Raw genomic sequence first — 16,393 nt, forward strand, 5'->3', positions numbered from 1 at the left:
CTTAAGAGGAATAACATGGATCGATTTCAGGCAATGGCAACCTATATTCGGGTAGTCGATACAGGCTCTTTTTCTGCTGCAGCCCGACAACTTAATGTCGGTCAGCCTTCGGTATCTAAAACGGTTGCCCAGCTGGAGTCACGATTACAGACCCGTTTGCTGACCCGTTCAACCCACGGTCTGACACCCACCGAGGCCGGACAGCGCTATTACGAGCGGGCACGGGCAGCCCTGCAGGAAGCCGACGAGGCCGAGCTGGCCGCCAGAGGCGCAGGAAAAGGGTTATCCGGAAAACTGCGGATTTCAGCCGCAACCACTTTTGCCCGGCTCCATATCATTCCTCAGCTCCCGGCGTTCCTTAATGAGCACCCGGAACTGGATGTCGACGTGATTCTTGATGACAGAGTGATCGATCTTATTGCTGAAGGTGTCGATGTCTCACTGCGCATGGGGAATTTGCCCGACTCGGGTGTCGTAGCGCGAAAGCTGGCAACGGGCCCCCGCTCGGTGATTGCCACGCCGGGCTATCTCTCAAAAAAAGGTGAGCCAGAAACCCCGGCCGAGCTCGCAGAACATGAAGCCATTCTCTACACCCCACAGCCCAGCGTCTGGACATTCACACGCCAGGGTGCGGTTGTTTCCGCCGCCGTAAGCGGCCGCATTCGCGTCAGCGCCGCTGAAGGACAGCGAGCTGCCGTACTGAGTCATATGGGGTTGTGCATTGCCTCCGACTGGATGTTTGCAGACGAATTAAGGAACGGGACTGTCCGGAAGGTGCTGAGGTCATGGCAACTGCCCTCTATCGACCTGTGGGCCGTTTTCCCTGGCGGCCGTCTGGCCAGCGCCAAGGCGCGGCAATTTGCGGGTTTTGTCGAATCTGTCATGGCGGAAAAGGAGAAATAGCCATTCCACAGAGGAATATTTGTTATCTGATTTTTAGGCGATCCCAACCTTAAGGGAATGGAATATTGTTGTTTCATGGCCAGCCACTCCGGACTGGTAACAACAAGGATCGCCACCATGTCAACATTTGAAACTTATCGTACTGCTTTCCCAAACGCCCTTCTTTCCCGTAAAGCAAATGGGGCACTGGAAGTGAAACTCCACACTGACGGTGAAAAACTGATTTTCGATGGGCATACCCATGAGCAGTTCGTTGAGTTGTTCCATGCCATCGGTGAAGACCGTGATAACCGTGTGATTATCCTTACCGGTTCGGGTGATGCCTTTATGGATGCAATCAGCCCGGAAGGATTTGATTTTTTTACTCCAACAGGTTTCGACAAAATTTTGCGCGAAGGCAGAAAAGTGCTGAGCAACATTCTGGATATTGAAGTTCCGATGATTACCGCGCTGAACGGCCCGGTACTGCTTCACAGCGAGTATGCCCTGCTAACCGATACCATTCTGGCCACCCCGGAAACCGTTTTCCAGGACAAGCCGCATTTCGAATTTGGGATTGTCCCCGCTGACGGCGTTCACATTCTGTGGCCGGAAGTCATTGGCTCAATACGCGGCCGCCACTTTCTGCTGACCCGTCAGGTGCTGGATGCGGAAACGGCAAAGGAATGGGGTGTGGTTAACGAAATTGTGCCAGCGGATAAGCTCCTGGCCCGCGCCCATGAAATTGCCGACGGGATCGCGGCCCTTCCCCCACTGACCTCGCGCTATACCCGGATTGCACTGACTCAGCGTCTGAAGCGTCTGGTCGATGAAGGCCTGGGTTATGGCCTGGCGCTGGAAGGCATCAGTGCGGCCCAGGTTGCGCACACCATGGCCCAGCAGTAAATCCCGGACAGACATTCCGGATTTCAGTATTACTGAATTCATTTTAATACAGAGAAAGAGCCTCGTTTGTGTGGGCTCTGGCTCACCGTGGAGAACACAGGATGAAAACGTTATTCTCGCCTGTCATCGCAGGAAAACTGCAGCTGGATCATCGTGTCGTCATGGCACCCACCACTCGCATGAGAACCGTGCAGGGCGGCATCCCTGGGGACCTTATGACTGAATATTACCGCCAGCGTGCAAGTCGCGGCGGGCTTCTTATCGCGGAGGCCACGGCGGTTTCACCCTTTGCAAATGCTTATGAAGACGCACCGGGTATCTTTACTGATGAGCAGCAGGCGGGATGGCAGCATCTGGTGGAGGCCGTACACGCCCGCGGTAGTCAAATCGTGCTGCAGCTCTGGCACCCGGGTCGTCAGTCTCTGCCTGAACTGTCATCAGGACGTCAGCCCATAGCGCCTTCCGCACTCATCGCGAGAGACACCTATGGTGTGGTCAGAAATGAGCAGGGAGCCTATGAGGGTAAACTTTTCCCGGCCCCACGCGCGCTTGAACTGGATGAAATTCAGCAACTCATGGATGAATTACGCCAGGCAGCCATTCGGGCAAAAGCCGCAGGATTTGATGGTGTAGAGCTCCATGCAGCGAATGGTTATTTGCCCGAACAGTTTCTTCTGGACGGCAGTAACCAGCGCACCGACAGCTATGGCGGTTCACTTGAAAACAGGGCGCGCTTTCTGCTTGAGTCCGTTGACGTCCTGACGGATGTCTGGGGTCCGGGACGTGTTGCTGTACGCATCTCTCCAAGCGGTATATATGGTGATATGCATGACAGCGATCCTTCGGCCACCTTCCGTTATCTTGCAGAGCAGCTGAATCATTCAGAACTGGCCTATCTGCATATCATTGAGCCCCGCATCGTGGGACCGGATGACAGGGAAGCGGGCCATTATGCTGAGCCGGTCGCCAGCCGCGATTTACGCGCTTTTTATCAGGGGAAAATTATTGCGGCGGGCGGCTTTAAGCCGGAGGATGCCGAGGAAACGTTGCAAAAAAATGAGGCCGACCTGATTGCTTTTGGTCGTCTGTTCACCTCAAATCCAGACCTTCCGGATCGTATCCGTCATGCATTTCCCCTTGCTGCGTACAACCGTGACGCCTTTTTTGGCGGAGACGAACGAGGTTACACCGATTTTCCAGCTTATAAGCCATTAGCTACAAAAGTACTGTTGGTCTGACTATAACGTCTCGGGTAATGAACCTTAAGGCGTTACGGCAATCCGGCATTGATACTAATGCCGGACTTCTTTTGAATAATGCACCGTTCAAAAAGGTCCATTTTTCAACTTAGCCAATATGTCCGTTTATCGCTGACCTGCTTAACGCGGTCCGGGTCACGAAAAACGTGTTCTTGTCATTCCCTGTGGAGAGCGGTGGCCAGATGGCAGCTTTATCAGAGGTCAAATCTGCGGTCTCTTAGTGAATGTACTTCAGCGCCTGAACGTCAACAACGCGGTGTATTAATCAACGGGGTGCAGGTCAGAATTATTGTATATGCCAGGAACTGTACAAAAAACCTGCCCCGGAAATCAAGAGAATGCCGTCTATCAGGAATGAAAAATGTGTCACAGTTAATCTTCGTACCAAAGCTTTACTGCTGAGGGTTCCAAGCATAATGCCGCCACCGACGAATAGTCCCATAAGTGCAATATGTATTGAAAGAGCCCTCTGAAGCGAAAAAGTACTGACTTTACTCATGTACAGAAAAAGTGCACTCGCGGCTTCTGTACCAATAAATGCCCCACCACTCAACCCATATGCCGTAAAAATCGGTACACTCACCGGGCCTGTTGATAGCACCAGACCGGTCAGAAAACCGACTATTCCGCCACAGAACCCCAACTGGTTTAGCGATAATCTCCATCGGTTATTTTTCACAAGCCTCCGTATCAGGATCATAATCCAGAAAAAAATGCCTAAAGCACAGTCTATCGTCCATGTAGGCAGAGCGAGGAGTAGATGTGCGCCTAACGAGGCTGCTGGCACGCCGGGTAGTGTATAAGCCAAAGTTGCGCGCCAGTCGATCTCTCCCCACCAGGCAACAATACGAGAGAGGTTCCCAAGAATAGCGGCGATGGCCATTATCGGTATGGCCAATTTAGGCCCGAATGCGCTGACCATGACAGGCAGTAAAAGCAAAGAAGAGCCTGTACCCACTATCCCACTCACTGCTCCGGCGAGCATCGCAATTAAGGCTACACACATATAGATTGTCATGACTTTCCTGATTTTTGACTTCGAAACATGCATCCTACTGCGTGTGTTTAGATCATAATATCGATTAATACTGTCCACTTATGAGACTAAAAGTCACCAATGAAAAAACGAAACTTACCGCCGTTAAATGCTTTGAGGCTATTCGAGACGGCAGCACACACAAGCAGTCTGAGCGCCGCAGCTAAGGAGTTAGGGATCACCCACGGTGCCGTCAGCCGCCAAATCAAATTACTTGAAGAGTGGTTAGGGCAACCTTTATTTGAACGTCAAGGGCAACGCAGTGTTGCAGCCGAACATGCCCGTGCATTTGCAGCGGAAATCAGTGCCGCTTTCGACATTATCAGCGATGCTTCTACTCGCTTCGGAAAAACACAAAATACAAGAGTCATAAGAGTAAACGCCCAAACAACTCTAGCTATGCACTGGCTGATACCGCGCTTACCGGCATTCCATAGCCGAAATCCTGATGTGGAAGTCTTGGTGTCCATATCAAACAGCTCAGAGATAAAAGGACTGTCTGGCTTTGATGTTTTGATTCGAAGAGATCCACTGGATAAGTCAGAATGGCGTTATTTTGACAAGCGACCTTTATTCGAAGAACAACTCACTTTACTTGCTTCGCCGAAGCTTTTATCCAGACAGCCTTTAGCGGAACCTGAAGACCTTTCCACACACGTGTTCGTCACATCAAATACGCGAGTGGGAGAATGGGAAAGATGGATGAAAATAGCCAGAATCGAAGCTTTGCGCCCACTGCGATTTCAGCGCTTTGAACACAATTATATAAGTCTTCAGGCGGTCATTGATGGTGTTGGAGTAGGTATCGGTGGATTGCCAACACTTGGGCATGATGTAAAAGAGAAAAGGCTTCAGGCCCCTTTTCCGGTTGAGGTTAAAGGAAGCAAATACGTGGCTCTAATCGCACCCGATGTTGATAAGTCATCAGCATTAAATCTGTTTCTGGAATGGCTTGAACAGGAAGCATCAAAGTAACGGGTACTGTCGCATTAACGGTAGCAGGCTGACAAAACTTTGTTGCCTGTTTTCATACAGTCAACTGGTAAAACTGCTCTGCAGGAGACACCTCGTCTCCACCCGGATGTTTATATTGCGATCATGTGCTCCAGTTCAATTCCTGCCAGAATGACCTGTGCCCGCCGGAACGATTTGAATCCCAGCATCAGCCTTGTTCGTCTTGTGATGTTTCGGTGGTCGTGCTCAATCAGATTGTTCAGATATTTACTCTGCCTGAAGGCGATGGTTCCTTCATCAGGTTAATCGGTATTGAGTGTGGTTAACGCTGCGGTGTTGTCACCACTTTGATCGATAGTGACCATCTCGGGTGCACCGTGGTGGCGAATGGCCTTACGTAAGAAGCGAAGGGCCGCTGGGGCATCCCGCTTCGCCGTCAGCAGAAAGTCGACTGTCTGGCCTTCGGTATCGGCCGCCCGGTACAAGATATCTCCACTGTCCTCTGATTTTGATCCAGGTCTCATCCATGCGCCCAGCGGTGACCCACCGGACGTTTATGCCGCCGGAACGCTCTATCTAAGCTGAATGGCGGGTCGCGGTACATCGTCGCTAGCAGGCAGTGCCTGACGTTGCAGTGGTCCAACAATAAACAGATATGAAAGCGCACCGATAATGCCCATCGATCCGACATAAAGAATGGCTATATCAAAGGATTTTGTCGCTTCAAGAATAAAACCAATCACAGGGTAATAAAAATGATGTCGATTAATCAGCTTAAATACTTTGTCGCGGTAGCGTCCGAACTCAATTTTCGTCGTGCGGCGCATTCTCTGAATATGAGTCAGCCGCCACTGACCCGTCAGATTCAGTTGCTGGAGTATCAACTCAATGTCAAGCTGATTGACCGTAGTACACGCTCTGTTGCCCTGACAACTGCAGGAAAGAGCTTTTATCGTGAAGCCAGCAAGTTGCTTGAGCATATTCATCAGGTTGAGCAGTTCACAAAAAAAATGGCTAACGGCGAGCAAGGTTCAGTATCGTTGGGATTTGTGGCAAATGCTTACTATCAGCTGGTACCTGAGATATTATCTCGGCTAAAAGATGACTTCCCTTTTATTAAAGTGTCACAGCAGCAATTGCCTACCTATGAATTAATCGAGTCGATGTATATGCAGCAACTTGATTTAGGCATATCCCGTATTATCCCTAATCACTCTAATATCGAAAGTTTGCGCTGTCTAAGAGAGCCCTTTATTGCGGCGATCCCGTCACAGCATCTGCTCGCGTCGCAGTCATCAATTCGCTTACAACATCTTGATAATCAACCAATGATAATGTATTCAATTGCATGGAAACCATTTTATGATTTGCTGACACAGACTCTTGAACTAGCGGATGTTAAACCCAATTATGTCATGTTTGAAGGGAATACTGTGAATATTCAATCTCTGGTCAATGCAGGATTAGGCATTGCACTTATCCCACAAAGCGCCTCTATTTTCAAATTGGGGAATATAACATATTTACCAATTGAAGCTGCGCCAGAGCTACATAATGACCTATATTACATCTGGCGAAAAGATAATAATAATGAAGCTTTTAAATTAATATTAAGCACTCTAATCCAACGAATTGAATAGACATTTAATTATTATGGGCTTAACTTAATGATCAACAAAGATTTGCTAATGTTTTAATCGCCACGGATAATCTGGATTTACTTCACGATGCAGTTCTGCGTTATTATCGGGTGGCCGAGAATATTGGCGTTCGTGCGATCATGGTTCACGCGCTTAAGTTACCAGAGCAGCGGTATTGGCACCGCTTTTATCTGTTGTCTCCGCTTCAGGTTCGCCGTTATGACGGATGTCGGGCAGTGGCTGGCGGCGCTTACTTATAGCGAAAATCGTTGATATCAAGCGGAGTCTCACCGCTGTCAATCATTGTGCTAACCAGACTCGCGCTGCCGCAGGCGAGAGTAAATCCTAGCGCGCCATGGCCGACATTCAGCCATAAATTTCGGTAGGGCGTGGCGCTGATAACCGGCACGCTGGTCGGCGTAGCCGGACGCATCCCCGTCCATACAGTGGCATTCTCATAATTGCCGCCGTGAGGAAAAAGTTCTTTCGCGGCGGTACGAATGGAGGCGATACGCTTTTCATCAACGGTGTTATCAAAACCATTAATATCCACCTTGGCGGCAATGCGCAGCTGTCGGCCCAGCCGGGCATAAACAATTTTTTTGTCATAATCGGTCAGGCTGATGGACGGAGTGATGCTGGTTGCCTCCGACGGCACACTTAGGCTGTAACCTTTAAGCGGATAAACGGCCAGCCGGATACCAGGCAGCGCCAGGGACGGAGACTGATAGCCCGCACAAATAATCAGCTTATCCACCGGCAGCTCACTTCCTGCAATCCGTAGCGCCGTGACCTGTTTCTCACGATGGATAATCTGGCTAACCGGATGGCCAGTGATAAAATGGCACTGTCCCGATGCCCGCAACCGGGCTTCCAGCACCAGGCAAAAATGATAACAGTCGCCCACTTCTTCACCGGCAGTGTAGATGCCACCGACAAACGGCGTATTCGCCAGCGCCGGATCGAGCATCGCCAGTTGATCTGCCGCCAGAACCTGCTGCGCCTGCGTATCGGCAAGGTGCTGGCGCGCATGGTCAAAGATGGCCTGGCGGCGAAACGCCACAAGCTTGCCGTTTTGCCGCCAGGAGAAATCCGCCAGGCGATCCTGCTCACGCCAGCCGGTCAACACTTCCCGGCTGTGCATCGCCAGCCCCAGCAACCGTTGGGTATTTCGCTGATTAACCGAAGCGCGACAGGCCCGAAGAAAGTCATACAGCCAACGCCACTGATGCGGTTCCATCCGCAGCCTCAGCCGCAAAGGCGCATCATTCTGCATCAGCCAGCCGAGCGCCTGCATCGGGATGCCGGCATCGGCCAGCGGTGACACGTAACGATAGGAGAGTTGGCCGCCGTTAGCGAAGCTGGCGCCCGAGCCAGGTTTATCGCTGGCTTCTATCAGTTGCACATCATACCCTTTTTTCACCAGGGCCCAGGCTGTGGTTAAGCCAATCACGCCGCCGCCGATGATGCTTATTGGTGATGCCATTTTCTGTTTCCGTCGCCTTATAGTAAGAGAGATCTTAAGCAATCTCAGCCTGGCTGATGCAACGCGAAAAGCATTCCCAGCGTTTCAACCAGCAGATGCGCCGCCAGATAGGATGTGGCGCCGGTCGGTACATCCAGCTGCGGATTAACTTCCACCAGATCGAGACCGATAATATCCATGCGCTGTAGCAATACTTGCAGGGCGTCGCGCAGTTCATCGTAGCGCATGCCGTTAGGTTCAGCTGAAGCGCATCCCGGCACCAGCGAAAAATCCAGCACGTCAATATCAATACTGATGTAGCACTTTTCCCCGGCGGGTAGATGCTTTAGTTGTTCAATAAACGGCTGCTGCCGGAACGCCTCCATGGGAATGATGTGACTCCCCTGCTGCCTGGCGTCACTGACCTCCGAGGGCCGCACCCGCAGGCTGCGAATGCCTACCTGAGTCAGGCTCCGGACGTGCTCCAGCGCCGCGACATGGTGAAAGGGCTGACCATTACTGAAATGCACGCCGTGAGTGGAGGGCGCAAAATCGAGATGGGCATCGAACTGCACCACATGTACCGGCTCCTGAACCCCACGGATTAGCGGATAGGAGACGGAGTGATCGCCGCCCAGCGCCAGAGGAATAGCCCCGCGCTGTCGAATCATCTGCACCAGGGTACTGATATTGTCATGGGTGCCGATCACATTGGTAGGCAGCACATCAACATCGCCGACATCCACCAGGCGACCTTGCGAGATCACATCCGTCAGGAAATGCTGGTCGCGCTGGATGTCGTAAAAGCCGGTACTGGCAAAACGCATTGAGTGCTCGCGCAGCGAGCGCGGCGCAAAGCGCGTACCCGGCTGCCAGGGCGATCCCTCATCAAAGGGCACGCCAAAAACCGCCACATCGGCCCGCAGTTCACTGAGCACATCGCAATAATCTGCGCGTAAAAAGGTGGGAATACCGCTAAAGGCGCGGTTAAGGCGCTCACTACCGCGCATATTACTGCTCATAAAAAGCCTCATTATTCAGAATGGGCTGCAACAGCGCCCGGGTACGCGGATGGCAGGGATGGCGGAAAATATCGGCGGTCGCCCCTTGTTCAACAATCCTTCCCTCCTCCATCACGATCAGCCGATCGGCAACCTCACGAGCGAAGCTCATTTCATGCGTGACGATAATCATCGTCATGCCTTCCTGAGCCAGCTGTTTCATCACCTGCAACACCTCGCCGGTCAGCTCAGGATCGAGCGCGGAAGTCGGCTCATCAAACAGCATCACTTCCGGCTGCAAGGCCAACGCGCGCGCAATGGCAATACGCTGTTTCTGTCCGCCAGACAAACTATTCGGCATCGAATCCGCCTTGTGCAGCAGGCCGACTTTCTGTAACAGTTCGCGCGCGCGCGTTTCGGCGTACTGACGACTCTGCTTAAGAATTTTGTGCGGCCCAATCGCGACGTTGTCGAGAATACGCAGGTGGGGAAACAGGTTAAACGACTGAAAAACCATGCCAACCTGACGGCGTAAGAGATTCAGGGCATTTTCATCCAGCAGTTCTCCCTGCTGCATCAGCATCTGGCCGCACAGGCGGATGCTGCCTTTTTCCGCCACCTCCAGACCGTTGCAGCATCGCAGGAAGGTACTTTTCCCCGATCCGCTTGGACCGATGATCACCACCACTTCGCCGCGCTGTACCGAAATTGAAACACCGTGCAATACCTGATGGTCGCCGAAGCGTTTCTCCAGCGCCACGGCCTCAACAATCGCCGTACTCATTGCACCATGCCTCCCGCCCGAAGTTTTTTCTCCACCGCGCGTAGCAGCAACATGGTGCTGCTGGTCATCAGCAGATAAATAAAGGCAATCACGATATAGACCTCCAGCGAGCGGTAAGAAACGCTGATCACTTTCTGCCCTTCGTGCATCAAATCGTGAATGGTCACCAGGGAAACCAGCGCCGAGTTTTTCGTCAGGGCGATAAACTCATTAGCCAACGGCGGCACCATGCGCACCAGCGCCTGCGGTAAAATAATCAGCCGCATCGCCTGGCCTGATGACATCCCCATCGAACGCGCCGCTTCACTTTGCCCACTGTCGATCGAGAGGATCGCCCCGCGCACCAGTTCCGAGACATAAGCTGCGGAATAACAGCCGAGGCCGATAATGCCGCAGACAAAAGCCGGAATGACGATATTGAAATAGGGCAGCCCGAAATAGAGGATAAATAGCTGAACCAGCAGCGGCGTTCCGCGAACCAGAACCACATAGGCGTTGCAGAACCACCACACCGCTTTATGGCGGGAAGAGATCCTTCCAAGACCAATTAACGTGCCGAGGCAGCAGCTGATCGCCAGGGCGCAGAGGGTCACTTCTATCGTGACCCACGCGCCGGAGAGCAGTTCAGGCAGGCTGGCCAACGCCGGGGTGAAATCAAGCGAAAGCATCGTCACCTCTGATTATTTAGCGCCAGCGCCGAACCACTTTTTCATCAACGCATCATAAGTGCCGTCGGCGCGAATCGCCTTCAGAGCCGTATTCAGCTGCTGACGCAGCTCTGGTTCATTTTTACTGACCGCAATACCGTAATCTTCCTTCGTCAGCGGTTTGGAGAGCACTTCAGTGGTGCCGCGCGTTTTGCTGTAGAGCAGCGCCGCTGGCTTGCCAGAGACCACGGCATCGGCGCGCCCCGCTTCGAGCGAGTTAAACATCTCTTCATTCTTCTCAACCTCAACTCGCTGCACGGTGGGGTACTGCTCAGTGAGCAGATTCACCGATTTCGTGCCAACCTGTACCGCAACCCGCTTGCCGGCTATATCCTTCGGTGATGTAATCCGCTTATCCCCTTTTTTCACCATCACCACCAGTCCGGCGGTGAAGTAAGGATCGGTGAAATCCACCACTTTTTTGCGGTCGTCGGTGATATAGATGGCGGACAACACGATGTCCTGACGCCCCGACAGCACCGATGGGATCATCGCTTTGAAGTCCATATCGGTATAAACCAGCGGGCGTCCGATTTTCTTCGCCAACGCTTCGGCCAGGTCGATATCAAAACCGGTGCGCTGGTTGTTGTTCATATACTCCATAGGAGGAAATGTTGGATCGATCGCCACGCGAATGGGATCGGCAGCCTGAGTAGCGCCGGAAAACAGCGCCAGGGTTAGAGACGTACCTAACAACAGCGAACGAAATGTCATACATCCTCCGAAAAATTAACCATTGCTGTCACAGTAACCGGCGCGAATTGCCGCACCGATGAAATTCAGTACCAGACGGCCTGCAGTCATACAGGAGATCTGGTGAACATCTTTTTCCGGCTGGATCTCAACGATATCCATGCCGACAACCCGTCCTTTCTTCACTAACCCATGAATCAGTTTTCGGGCCTGAACAAAAGTCACGCCCCCCGGCGCAGGTCCGGCTACGGCGGGCATCACTGACGGATCGAAACCATCGGCATCAATAGTCAGGTAATAGCGGCCGCCAGCAGGGATTTGCTCCAGGACGGCATCCATTCCGCGATCGTGCAGTTCATAGGCGGTAATAATGCGTGCGCCCCAGGTACGGGCGTAATCGGCCTCTTCCTGACGGGCACTGCCTGAAGCTCGCATGCCAATCTGGATAATGTCTTTCACGAAGGGGAGCTCAGAAGCACGACGCATCGGGCTGGACAGACCATCGTTCACGCCGTTGACCTCATCACGCCAGTCCAGGTGCGCATCGAGATGGACGATGGTGATCGGTCCCTGCTCGTCAAACGCCCGCAGAATCGGATTGGTAATGCCGTGATCGCCGCCGAGCACGATGGGGATCGCGCCCGCCGCCAGGATCTTACGCACCGCCTGTTCCGCCCTGACAAAATGGCCGCGCGGCTCGGTCAAATCGGCTGGCACATCGCCACAGTCGACGAAGCGAATGTCGTCGCGCCCCTGTAGCAGAGGGCCATCAATATCAAAATCGAAACGTTCAGGGCCCCGGATCACCCGATCGGAAGCCTGGCGGATCGCCGTCGGCGCCCGTACCTGGTCGTTGTTATAATCCTGCGGGGTATAAGCTGCGCCGTAAGGCATGCCAAGTACGGCAAAATGGGCGCTGAGGTTATCAAGATCGAGCGCAAGTTCTGAAAACAATAAAGATTTATGATTAGTTTGCGGTGCAACGGTCAGTGGCAAAGACATGGTAGTTCCCCGGTATTGGCAATGTGTGGTACAGATAGCAGCCTATTAGACTCCCGCTGCGGAAAAAACCGATCATCTTTGCAACCACGGTTACGGAAATAACAACAATGAAATCACGAACCTTAAATGAAAAAGATTTACGCGCCCTGAGAATATTCTGTGCAGTGGCCCAGTCTGGCGGATTTTCTGCTGCTGAAAAGAGTCTCAATATGACCAAATCCACTATTAGCCGCCAGATCAAAGCGATTGAAGAGACGCTCGGCACGTCCTTATGTACGCGCGGGCCAAAAGGGTTCGAACTCACCCAAGCCGGGCAGTCAACCCTGCTCTACGCCAGAGAGGCGCTCAATGCACTGGATCGCATTTTCCCAGCGCTGGATGCCAGCCGCGGCGTGATCTCAGGCTCGCTGGTGATGGGGATTACCGATAATGTGATTGGTCATACGCAGTCGCATCTGCCGCAGGCGCTGCGCAACATGCAGGCGCTGGCGCCGGATGTCCATCTGACGCTAAGCATTATGGCGGGAACGCAACTGATTCAGGCGCTGCTGGATCGCAGGCTGGATATGGCGGTGAAAGGCGTTATGGAGTATCAGAAAAGCCCGTCGCTGCGCTATGTCGAGCTATACGAGGAGATCCACAGTATTTACACCCTGGCAGGCAACGAAGTGCGTTTCCGACAGCTTCCGCTGGTATGGAGAGCGCAGCAGCCTTTTGTCGAACAGGCGCTCGCCCAGTTTCACTTTGCCAGAGGCCCGGAAGCGGTAGGCATTGAAGCTGTAGCGATGCTGGTTGCCTCAGGTGATGTGGTGGGCATTTTACCTAATCATTATGCTGAACTGATGCTGGCGCGTTTCCCGCTGGTGCGTATTCCACATTCACCGGTCTGGACGGTACAACATTATGTCGTTACCCATGCCGCTTACCCGGTATCACCAGCGGTGGAATTTATGATCGAAGAATTGCGACGGGTGCAGCAGTTTATTCTATGAGTTATTTTGGCCGCGACAATGAGTACAATAAGCAGGGCTTATTATAAGAGAGCCGTTCCGCCATGATATCATCATATTTTACTATCACGGGGAGCGGGTCAATCAACCGACATTACTAACTGATGGTTGTATCGAATTCTGGGGGTAGGTCATTGGAGTTGGCTAACCACCAACAATTAGATCGACAGGATGATCAGCTTTCAACGTCGTTAAATCCGGAGACTTACCAAAAATTCTTTCGTATCGCGCAGAAACTGCTTGTCTGTAAGAGCTTTGTACTGAAGATATCCTTACATCATGAGTACCCGGTGACCAAATCAACTCTCCGCGATGGGCTGCACGGGTTAGAGCATTTTGCTTTTTCATAAACTGTCTTTCAAGGTAATTCCTCTCAGCATTCGTTAAGTTTGGATTTTTCAGAATATTAGGCTTATTAACCGTTAATGATGTGCCAGAGGAACACTTACTCAACCCCAGCGGATCAACCCAGTTCAACGGATTCGGCGCATAAGCATACGGGTTTAATCCCCCCGCCAACCCAATAGGATCAAGCTGGGTAAACCTGCCCGCCACAGGGTCGTAATACCGGAACAGATTGTAGTGAAGCCCGGTTGATTCGGCACCTGCGGTGCCTCACCCCTTCGGGGCCATTGCTGAAGCGATGTTCAAATTCGCTAAAGCAAATTAGTCTCTGTTCAGGTATTGCCCCTGCAAGCGCAGGTTCTGCTATACCGACCGGAAGCCTGTTGAGGTTTCCCGCTCTGTTTCTCCCCACGTGGAGAAGCGCCCGCGCCAGACCACTTCGCCCTGCTCGTTGGTCATGCGCTGCGGCAGGCCGTTCAGCCCGGTGTGATACCAGAATATATCAGACTGTTCACCGATGCTGTCGACACGTGCCAGCGGTTCCCAGCTTCCCTCACTGTAGAGGTACTGCGTGTTACGTTCCGGGGTTGCGCTGCTGCTTTCGCCCACCATCCGCAGCCCGCTCCACAGGAACGAGACGGTTTCCGCTTCTTTGCCGTGGCGATGCAGGATCTACTTAACCAATTTCTCACTTTTAAAACGCAGTGCGAAGCATAAAATAAGTTCAATTTACAACCGCTTTAATATCATCCTGCTGTGCTGGGCCGATGTTGAAATTTTTCTGACTGTATTGAGAGATTTTAAATCAATTCATCCGCACCTTTCCCTTCAATTAATAGACTGTAAAGTGAATCAGAAATAAAAACAGCATCAGCAATATCCAGATTGCCAAAACCCACTCTGTAAAGACCATAGCCATTATTTCCTTTAGCATAGAATATGGCCTGCCCTCCTTCATCATCACCTATCGCTAATGCATCAGGTATGTATTTTTAAATAAAATAAGAATCATTCATCTCAATGCATCCTGATGCACCCCATATTCTTATATATGATCCCCCCTGCACTAATATCTCGGCATCAGAAACTTCAGATATAAAATCTATATAATCATTGGGGATAGCGATACCATTGAAATGAGTTTTCAAATCAATAATTTCTTCATTCGAAGAACCAGGGTTGTTAGCTTCTAATTTAAAATCCGCATGAAATTTCACAATGTCAATTTTCATATCTTCTATATCTTATTGTAGGGAACACCAAACTTATCAAACATACTGTATTGTTGCTCTAATACTTCGGCAATAGTTTTATTATCAAAATCAGCGATTTCCAAGTCATCTCTTATGTTACCAAGTTCACTTTGTAATGATGAAGCCCATTTTCCATTTCCTTGTGAAACCCTTAAATCTCTTCTGAGAGTAAATGGCTGGCCGAGGCGGGATTTAAGGTGGGCACCGGCGTGAGCCTGAAGGTGCTGGACGGCTGTCTGGAGCTGATCCCCGACAGCCGCGAGGAGACGCGACTGAGACACGAGCAGGCGCGGCTTGAACAGCAGCGGCGGGAGATTGAGCAGACCCGGCTGAAGGTGCAGGCACTGCTGAGTCAGGTCAGCGGATAAAAATAAAGTCGGAAGGATCATAGGGATCACTTCCGGCATATTTCAAAAAATGACTATTCCTAATCGATCTTATTTCCATTTATCCAAAGCCCTTCTTTAGAAGAAGAACGGCCTCGTTTAATAAAAGCACAACCAATAATTTCATTCTCCATAATCACGCACTCGCCAGAAAAAAAATCATTCTTCAAAGGATATATTTTAGCTTTATGATTTCCAGAGCAAGAGGATAGATTTTTTATTAAAGCATTAAGACCAAAAATATCACTTCCAAAACTTTCATTTGAAAGACTTCTTTTTTTGTATTTAAGCAATAATAAATTCAAATCTTCATCATAAGGAATACCAATTTTCAAGCTATCAGACATGAGAATCTTATTTAAATCCTGAGACCATCTCTCTCTTTTTTTTGGCAAAGCAGATTTTAGGTAACCTAGATGATTCATATAGTTACACCTCATAACACAGTAACAACTGCACCTGTCCGCGTACCTAATTGTAACATTTCGACTTCGCCCCAATCATTCATATGAGTCCATCCCCAAGACCATGAAGCTCCCTGAGGAGGGGCACCGACAGGAACGCTTAAAAGAACGCCTCCCGGACCGTCTTTATTAGCATGTCCTAAAGCCATTTCTTTATCGGGAGTCCATGATACAAATTGGCTTTCACCTGTTAATCCACCTTCGGCATGCTGTTCAGGTGTTAAATCGGCGTGCGGGTTTGCTGGTTTAACAATACCCTTTCTTGCATTTTCTAATTCAGGATGTTTTGCACTAACTCCACGATATAACTTCTGAGTTTCAGAACTGGAACACTTACTCAACCCCAGCGGATCAACCCAGTTTAACGGGTTCGGTGCATAAGCATACTCATTTAATCCCCCCGCCAACCCAATAGGATCAAGCTGGGTAAACCTGCCCGCCACCGGGTCATAATACCGGAACAGATTGTAGTGAAGCCCGGTCTCCCTGTCCAGGTACTGGCCCTGAAACCGCAGGTTCTGCTGTACCGACCGGAAGCCTGTTGAAGTTTCCCGCTCTGTTTCTCCCCACGTGGAGAAGCGCCCGCGCCAGACCACTTCGCCCTGC

At 51.2% G+C, this 16,393-nt stretch carries 17 protein-coding genes and 4 pseudogenes; 8 read left to right on the forward strand and 13 right to left on the reverse strand.

Going from position 1 to position 16,393, the window contains the following annotated elements; genetic code table 11:
• Nucleotides 1–15: 15 nt before the first annotated feature.
• From GSQ70_RS07350 to GSQ70_RS07360, 3 genes are all read left to right on the forward strand, one after another.
• On the forward strand, nucleotides 16–903 hold the full coding sequence (locus tag GSQ70_RS07350; RefSeq protein WP_158781946.1) for a LysR family transcriptional regulator: 888 nt from the start codon (nucleotides 16–18) through the stop codon (nucleotides 901–903).
• Between the two features lie 117 nt (nucleotides 904–1,020).
• Complete coding sequence (locus GSQ70_RS07355) at nucleotides 1,021–1,788, forward strand: enoyl-CoA hydratase/isomerase family protein (RefSeq protein ID WP_158781947.1); 768 nt, start codon at nucleotides 1,021–1,023, stop codon at nucleotides 1,786–1,788.
• A gap of 101 nt (nucleotides 1,789–1,889) precedes the next feature.
• On the forward strand, nucleotides 1,890–3,026 hold the full coding sequence (locus GSQ70_RS07360; RefSeq protein ID WP_158781948.1) for an alkene reductase: 1,137 nt from the start codon (nucleotides 1,890–1,892) through the stop codon (nucleotides 3,024–3,026).
• Nucleotides 3,027–3,333: 307 nt separating this feature from the next.
• On the opposite strand, the gene GSQ70_RS07365 is transcribed toward GSQ70_RS07360, so the two are convergent.
• On the reverse strand, nucleotides 3,334–4,065 hold the full coding sequence (locus GSQ70_RS07365; protein ID WP_158781949.1) for a sulfite exporter TauE/SafE family protein: 732 nt from the start codon (nucleotides 4,063–4,065) through the stop codon (nucleotides 3,334–3,336).
• Nucleotides 4,066–4,164: 99 nt separating this feature from the next.
• Between GSQ70_RS07365 and GSQ70_RS07370 the strand changes: the two genes are divergently transcribed.
• Complete coding sequence (locus tag GSQ70_RS07370) at nucleotides 4,165–5,058, forward strand: LysR substrate-binding domain-containing protein (RefSeq protein ID WP_158781950.1); 894 nt, start codon at nucleotides 4,165–4,167, stop codon at nucleotides 5,056–5,058.
• Nucleotides 5,059–5,110: 52 nt separating this feature from the next.
• Here the strand turns inward: GSQ70_RS07370 and GSQ70_RS07375 are convergent.
• Together GSQ70_RS07375 and GSQ70_RS25945 are read right to left on the reverse strand one after the other, a co-directional pair.
• Nucleotides 5,111–5,617, reverse strand: a pseudogene (locus tag GSQ70_RS07375) (IS6 family transposase); the annotation flags it as partial.
• Nucleotides 5,610–5,780: pseudogene (locus tag GSQ70_RS25945) on the reverse strand (hypothetical protein); the annotation flags it as partial. The pseudogenes GSQ70_RS07375 and GSQ70_RS25945, both read right to left, overlap by 8 nt.
• A 12-nt stretch (nucleotides 5,781–5,792) precedes the next feature.
• On the opposite strand from GSQ70_RS25945, the gene GSQ70_RS07380 reads away from it, so the two are divergent.
• A complete protein-coding gene (locus GSQ70_RS07380; RefSeq protein WP_158781951.1) occupies nucleotides 5,793–6,677 on the forward strand; it encodes a LysR family transcriptional regulator in 885 nt (294 codons plus the stop codon).
• A gap of 74 nt (nucleotides 6,678–6,751) precedes the next feature.
• Nucleotides 6,752–6,937 (forward strand): annotated as a pseudogene (locus GSQ70_RS25950) (hypothetical protein); the annotation flags it as partial.
• Here GSQ70_RS25950 and GSQ70_RS07390 read toward each other — a convergent pair.
• The 6 genes from GSQ70_RS07390 to GSQ70_RS07415 are packed head-to-tail and all read right to left on the reverse strand — an operon-like array spanning nucleotide 6,928 to nucleotide 12,329.
• Nucleotides 6,928–8,163 (reverse strand): D-amino acid dehydrogenase, encoded by a 1,236-nt coding sequence (locus GSQ70_RS07390; protein WP_158781952.1) that lies wholly within the window; start codon nucleotides 8,161–8,163, stop codon nucleotides 6,928–6,930. The pseudogene GSQ70_RS25950 and the gene GSQ70_RS07390 sit on opposite strands and share 10 nt — an antisense overlap.
• Nucleotides 8,164–8,207: 44 nt before the next feature.
• A complete protein-coding gene (locus GSQ70_RS07395) occupies nucleotides 8,208–9,164 on the reverse strand; it encodes an agmatinase (RefSeq protein WP_158781953.1) in 957 nt (318 codons plus the stop codon).
• Nucleotides 9,154–9,927 (reverse strand): amino acid ABC transporter ATP-binding protein, encoded by a 774-nt coding sequence (locus tag GSQ70_RS07400; protein WP_158781954.1) that lies wholly within the window; start codon nucleotides 9,925–9,927, stop codon nucleotides 9,154–9,156. Before GSQ70_RS07400 ends, GSQ70_RS07395 begins: the two co-directional genes overlap by 11 nt.
• Nucleotides 9,924–10,595: an amino acid ABC transporter permease gene (locus GSQ70_RS07405; RefSeq protein ID WP_158781955.1), complete on the reverse strand. Its 672-nt coding sequence runs from the start codon at nucleotides 10,593–10,595 to the stop codon at nucleotides 9,924–9,926. Before GSQ70_RS07405 ends, GSQ70_RS07400 begins: the two co-directional genes overlap by 4 nt.
• Nucleotides 10,596–10,607: 12 nt before the next feature.
• Nucleotides 10,608–11,348: a transporter substrate-binding domain-containing protein gene (locus GSQ70_RS07410; RefSeq protein WP_158781956.1), complete on the reverse strand. Its 741-nt coding sequence runs from the start codon at nucleotides 11,346–11,348 to the stop codon at nucleotides 10,608–10,610.
• A 15-nt stretch (nucleotides 11,349–11,363) separates the two neighbouring features.
• On the reverse strand, nucleotides 11,364–12,329 hold the full coding sequence (locus GSQ70_RS07415; RefSeq protein ID WP_158781957.1) for an agmatinase: 966 nt from the start codon (nucleotides 12,327–12,329) through the stop codon (nucleotides 11,364–11,366).
• Between the two features lie 107 nt (nucleotides 12,330–12,436).
• On the opposite strand from GSQ70_RS07415, the gene GSQ70_RS07420 reads away from it, so the two are divergent.
• Entirely contained in the window at nucleotides 12,437–13,321 is an 885-nt protein-coding gene (locus GSQ70_RS07420; RefSeq protein WP_158781958.1) for a LysR family transcriptional regulator, read from the forward strand.
• Between the two features lie 162 nt (nucleotides 13,322–13,483).
• Here the strand turns inward: GSQ70_RS07420 and GSQ70_RS25955 are convergent.
• Together GSQ70_RS25955 and GSQ70_RS25960 are read right to left on the reverse strand one after the other, a co-directional pair.
• A pseudogene (locus GSQ70_RS25955) lies at nucleotides 13,484–14,335 on the reverse strand (RHS repeat-associated core domain-containing protein); the annotation flags it as partial.
• 341 nt (nucleotides 14,336–14,676) lie between these two features.
• Entirely contained in the window at nucleotides 14,677–14,916 is a 240-nt protein-coding gene (locus tag GSQ70_RS25960; protein ID WP_233268255.1) for a hypothetical protein, read from the reverse strand.
• A 176-nt stretch (nucleotides 14,917–15,092) separates the two neighbouring features.
• On the opposite strand from GSQ70_RS25960, the gene GSQ70_RS07435 reads away from it, so the two are divergent.
• The gene (locus GSQ70_RS07435) at nucleotides 15,093–15,305 is read left to right on the forward strand and encodes a growth inhibitor PemK (protein ID WP_370521106.1); all 213 of its coding nucleotides are present in this window, start codon (nucleotides 15,093–15,095) and stop codon (nucleotides 15,303–15,305) included.
• Nucleotides 15,306–15,364: 59 nt separating this feature from the next.
• On the opposite strand, the gene GSQ70_RS07440 is transcribed toward GSQ70_RS07435, so the two are convergent.
• Both GSQ70_RS07440 and GSQ70_RS25965 read right to left on the reverse strand, forming a co-directional pair.
• Nucleotides 15,365–15,748, reverse strand: coding sequence for a hypothetical protein (locus GSQ70_RS07440; RefSeq protein WP_158781960.1), 384 nt, complete (start codon nucleotides 15,746–15,748; stop codon nucleotides 15,365–15,367).
• An 11-nt stretch (nucleotides 15,749–15,759) separates the two neighbouring features.
• On the reverse strand, nucleotides 15,760–16,393 hold a 634-nt coding region (locus tag GSQ70_RS25965; RefSeq protein WP_158785255.1), incomplete at its 5' end, for an RHS repeat-associated core domain-containing protein.

The organism is Pantoea sp. BAV 3049 (genome assembly GCF_009765445.1).
Classification (GTDB): domain Bacteria; phylum Pseudomonadota; class Gammaproteobacteria; order Enterobacterales; family Enterobacteriaceae; genus Erwinia.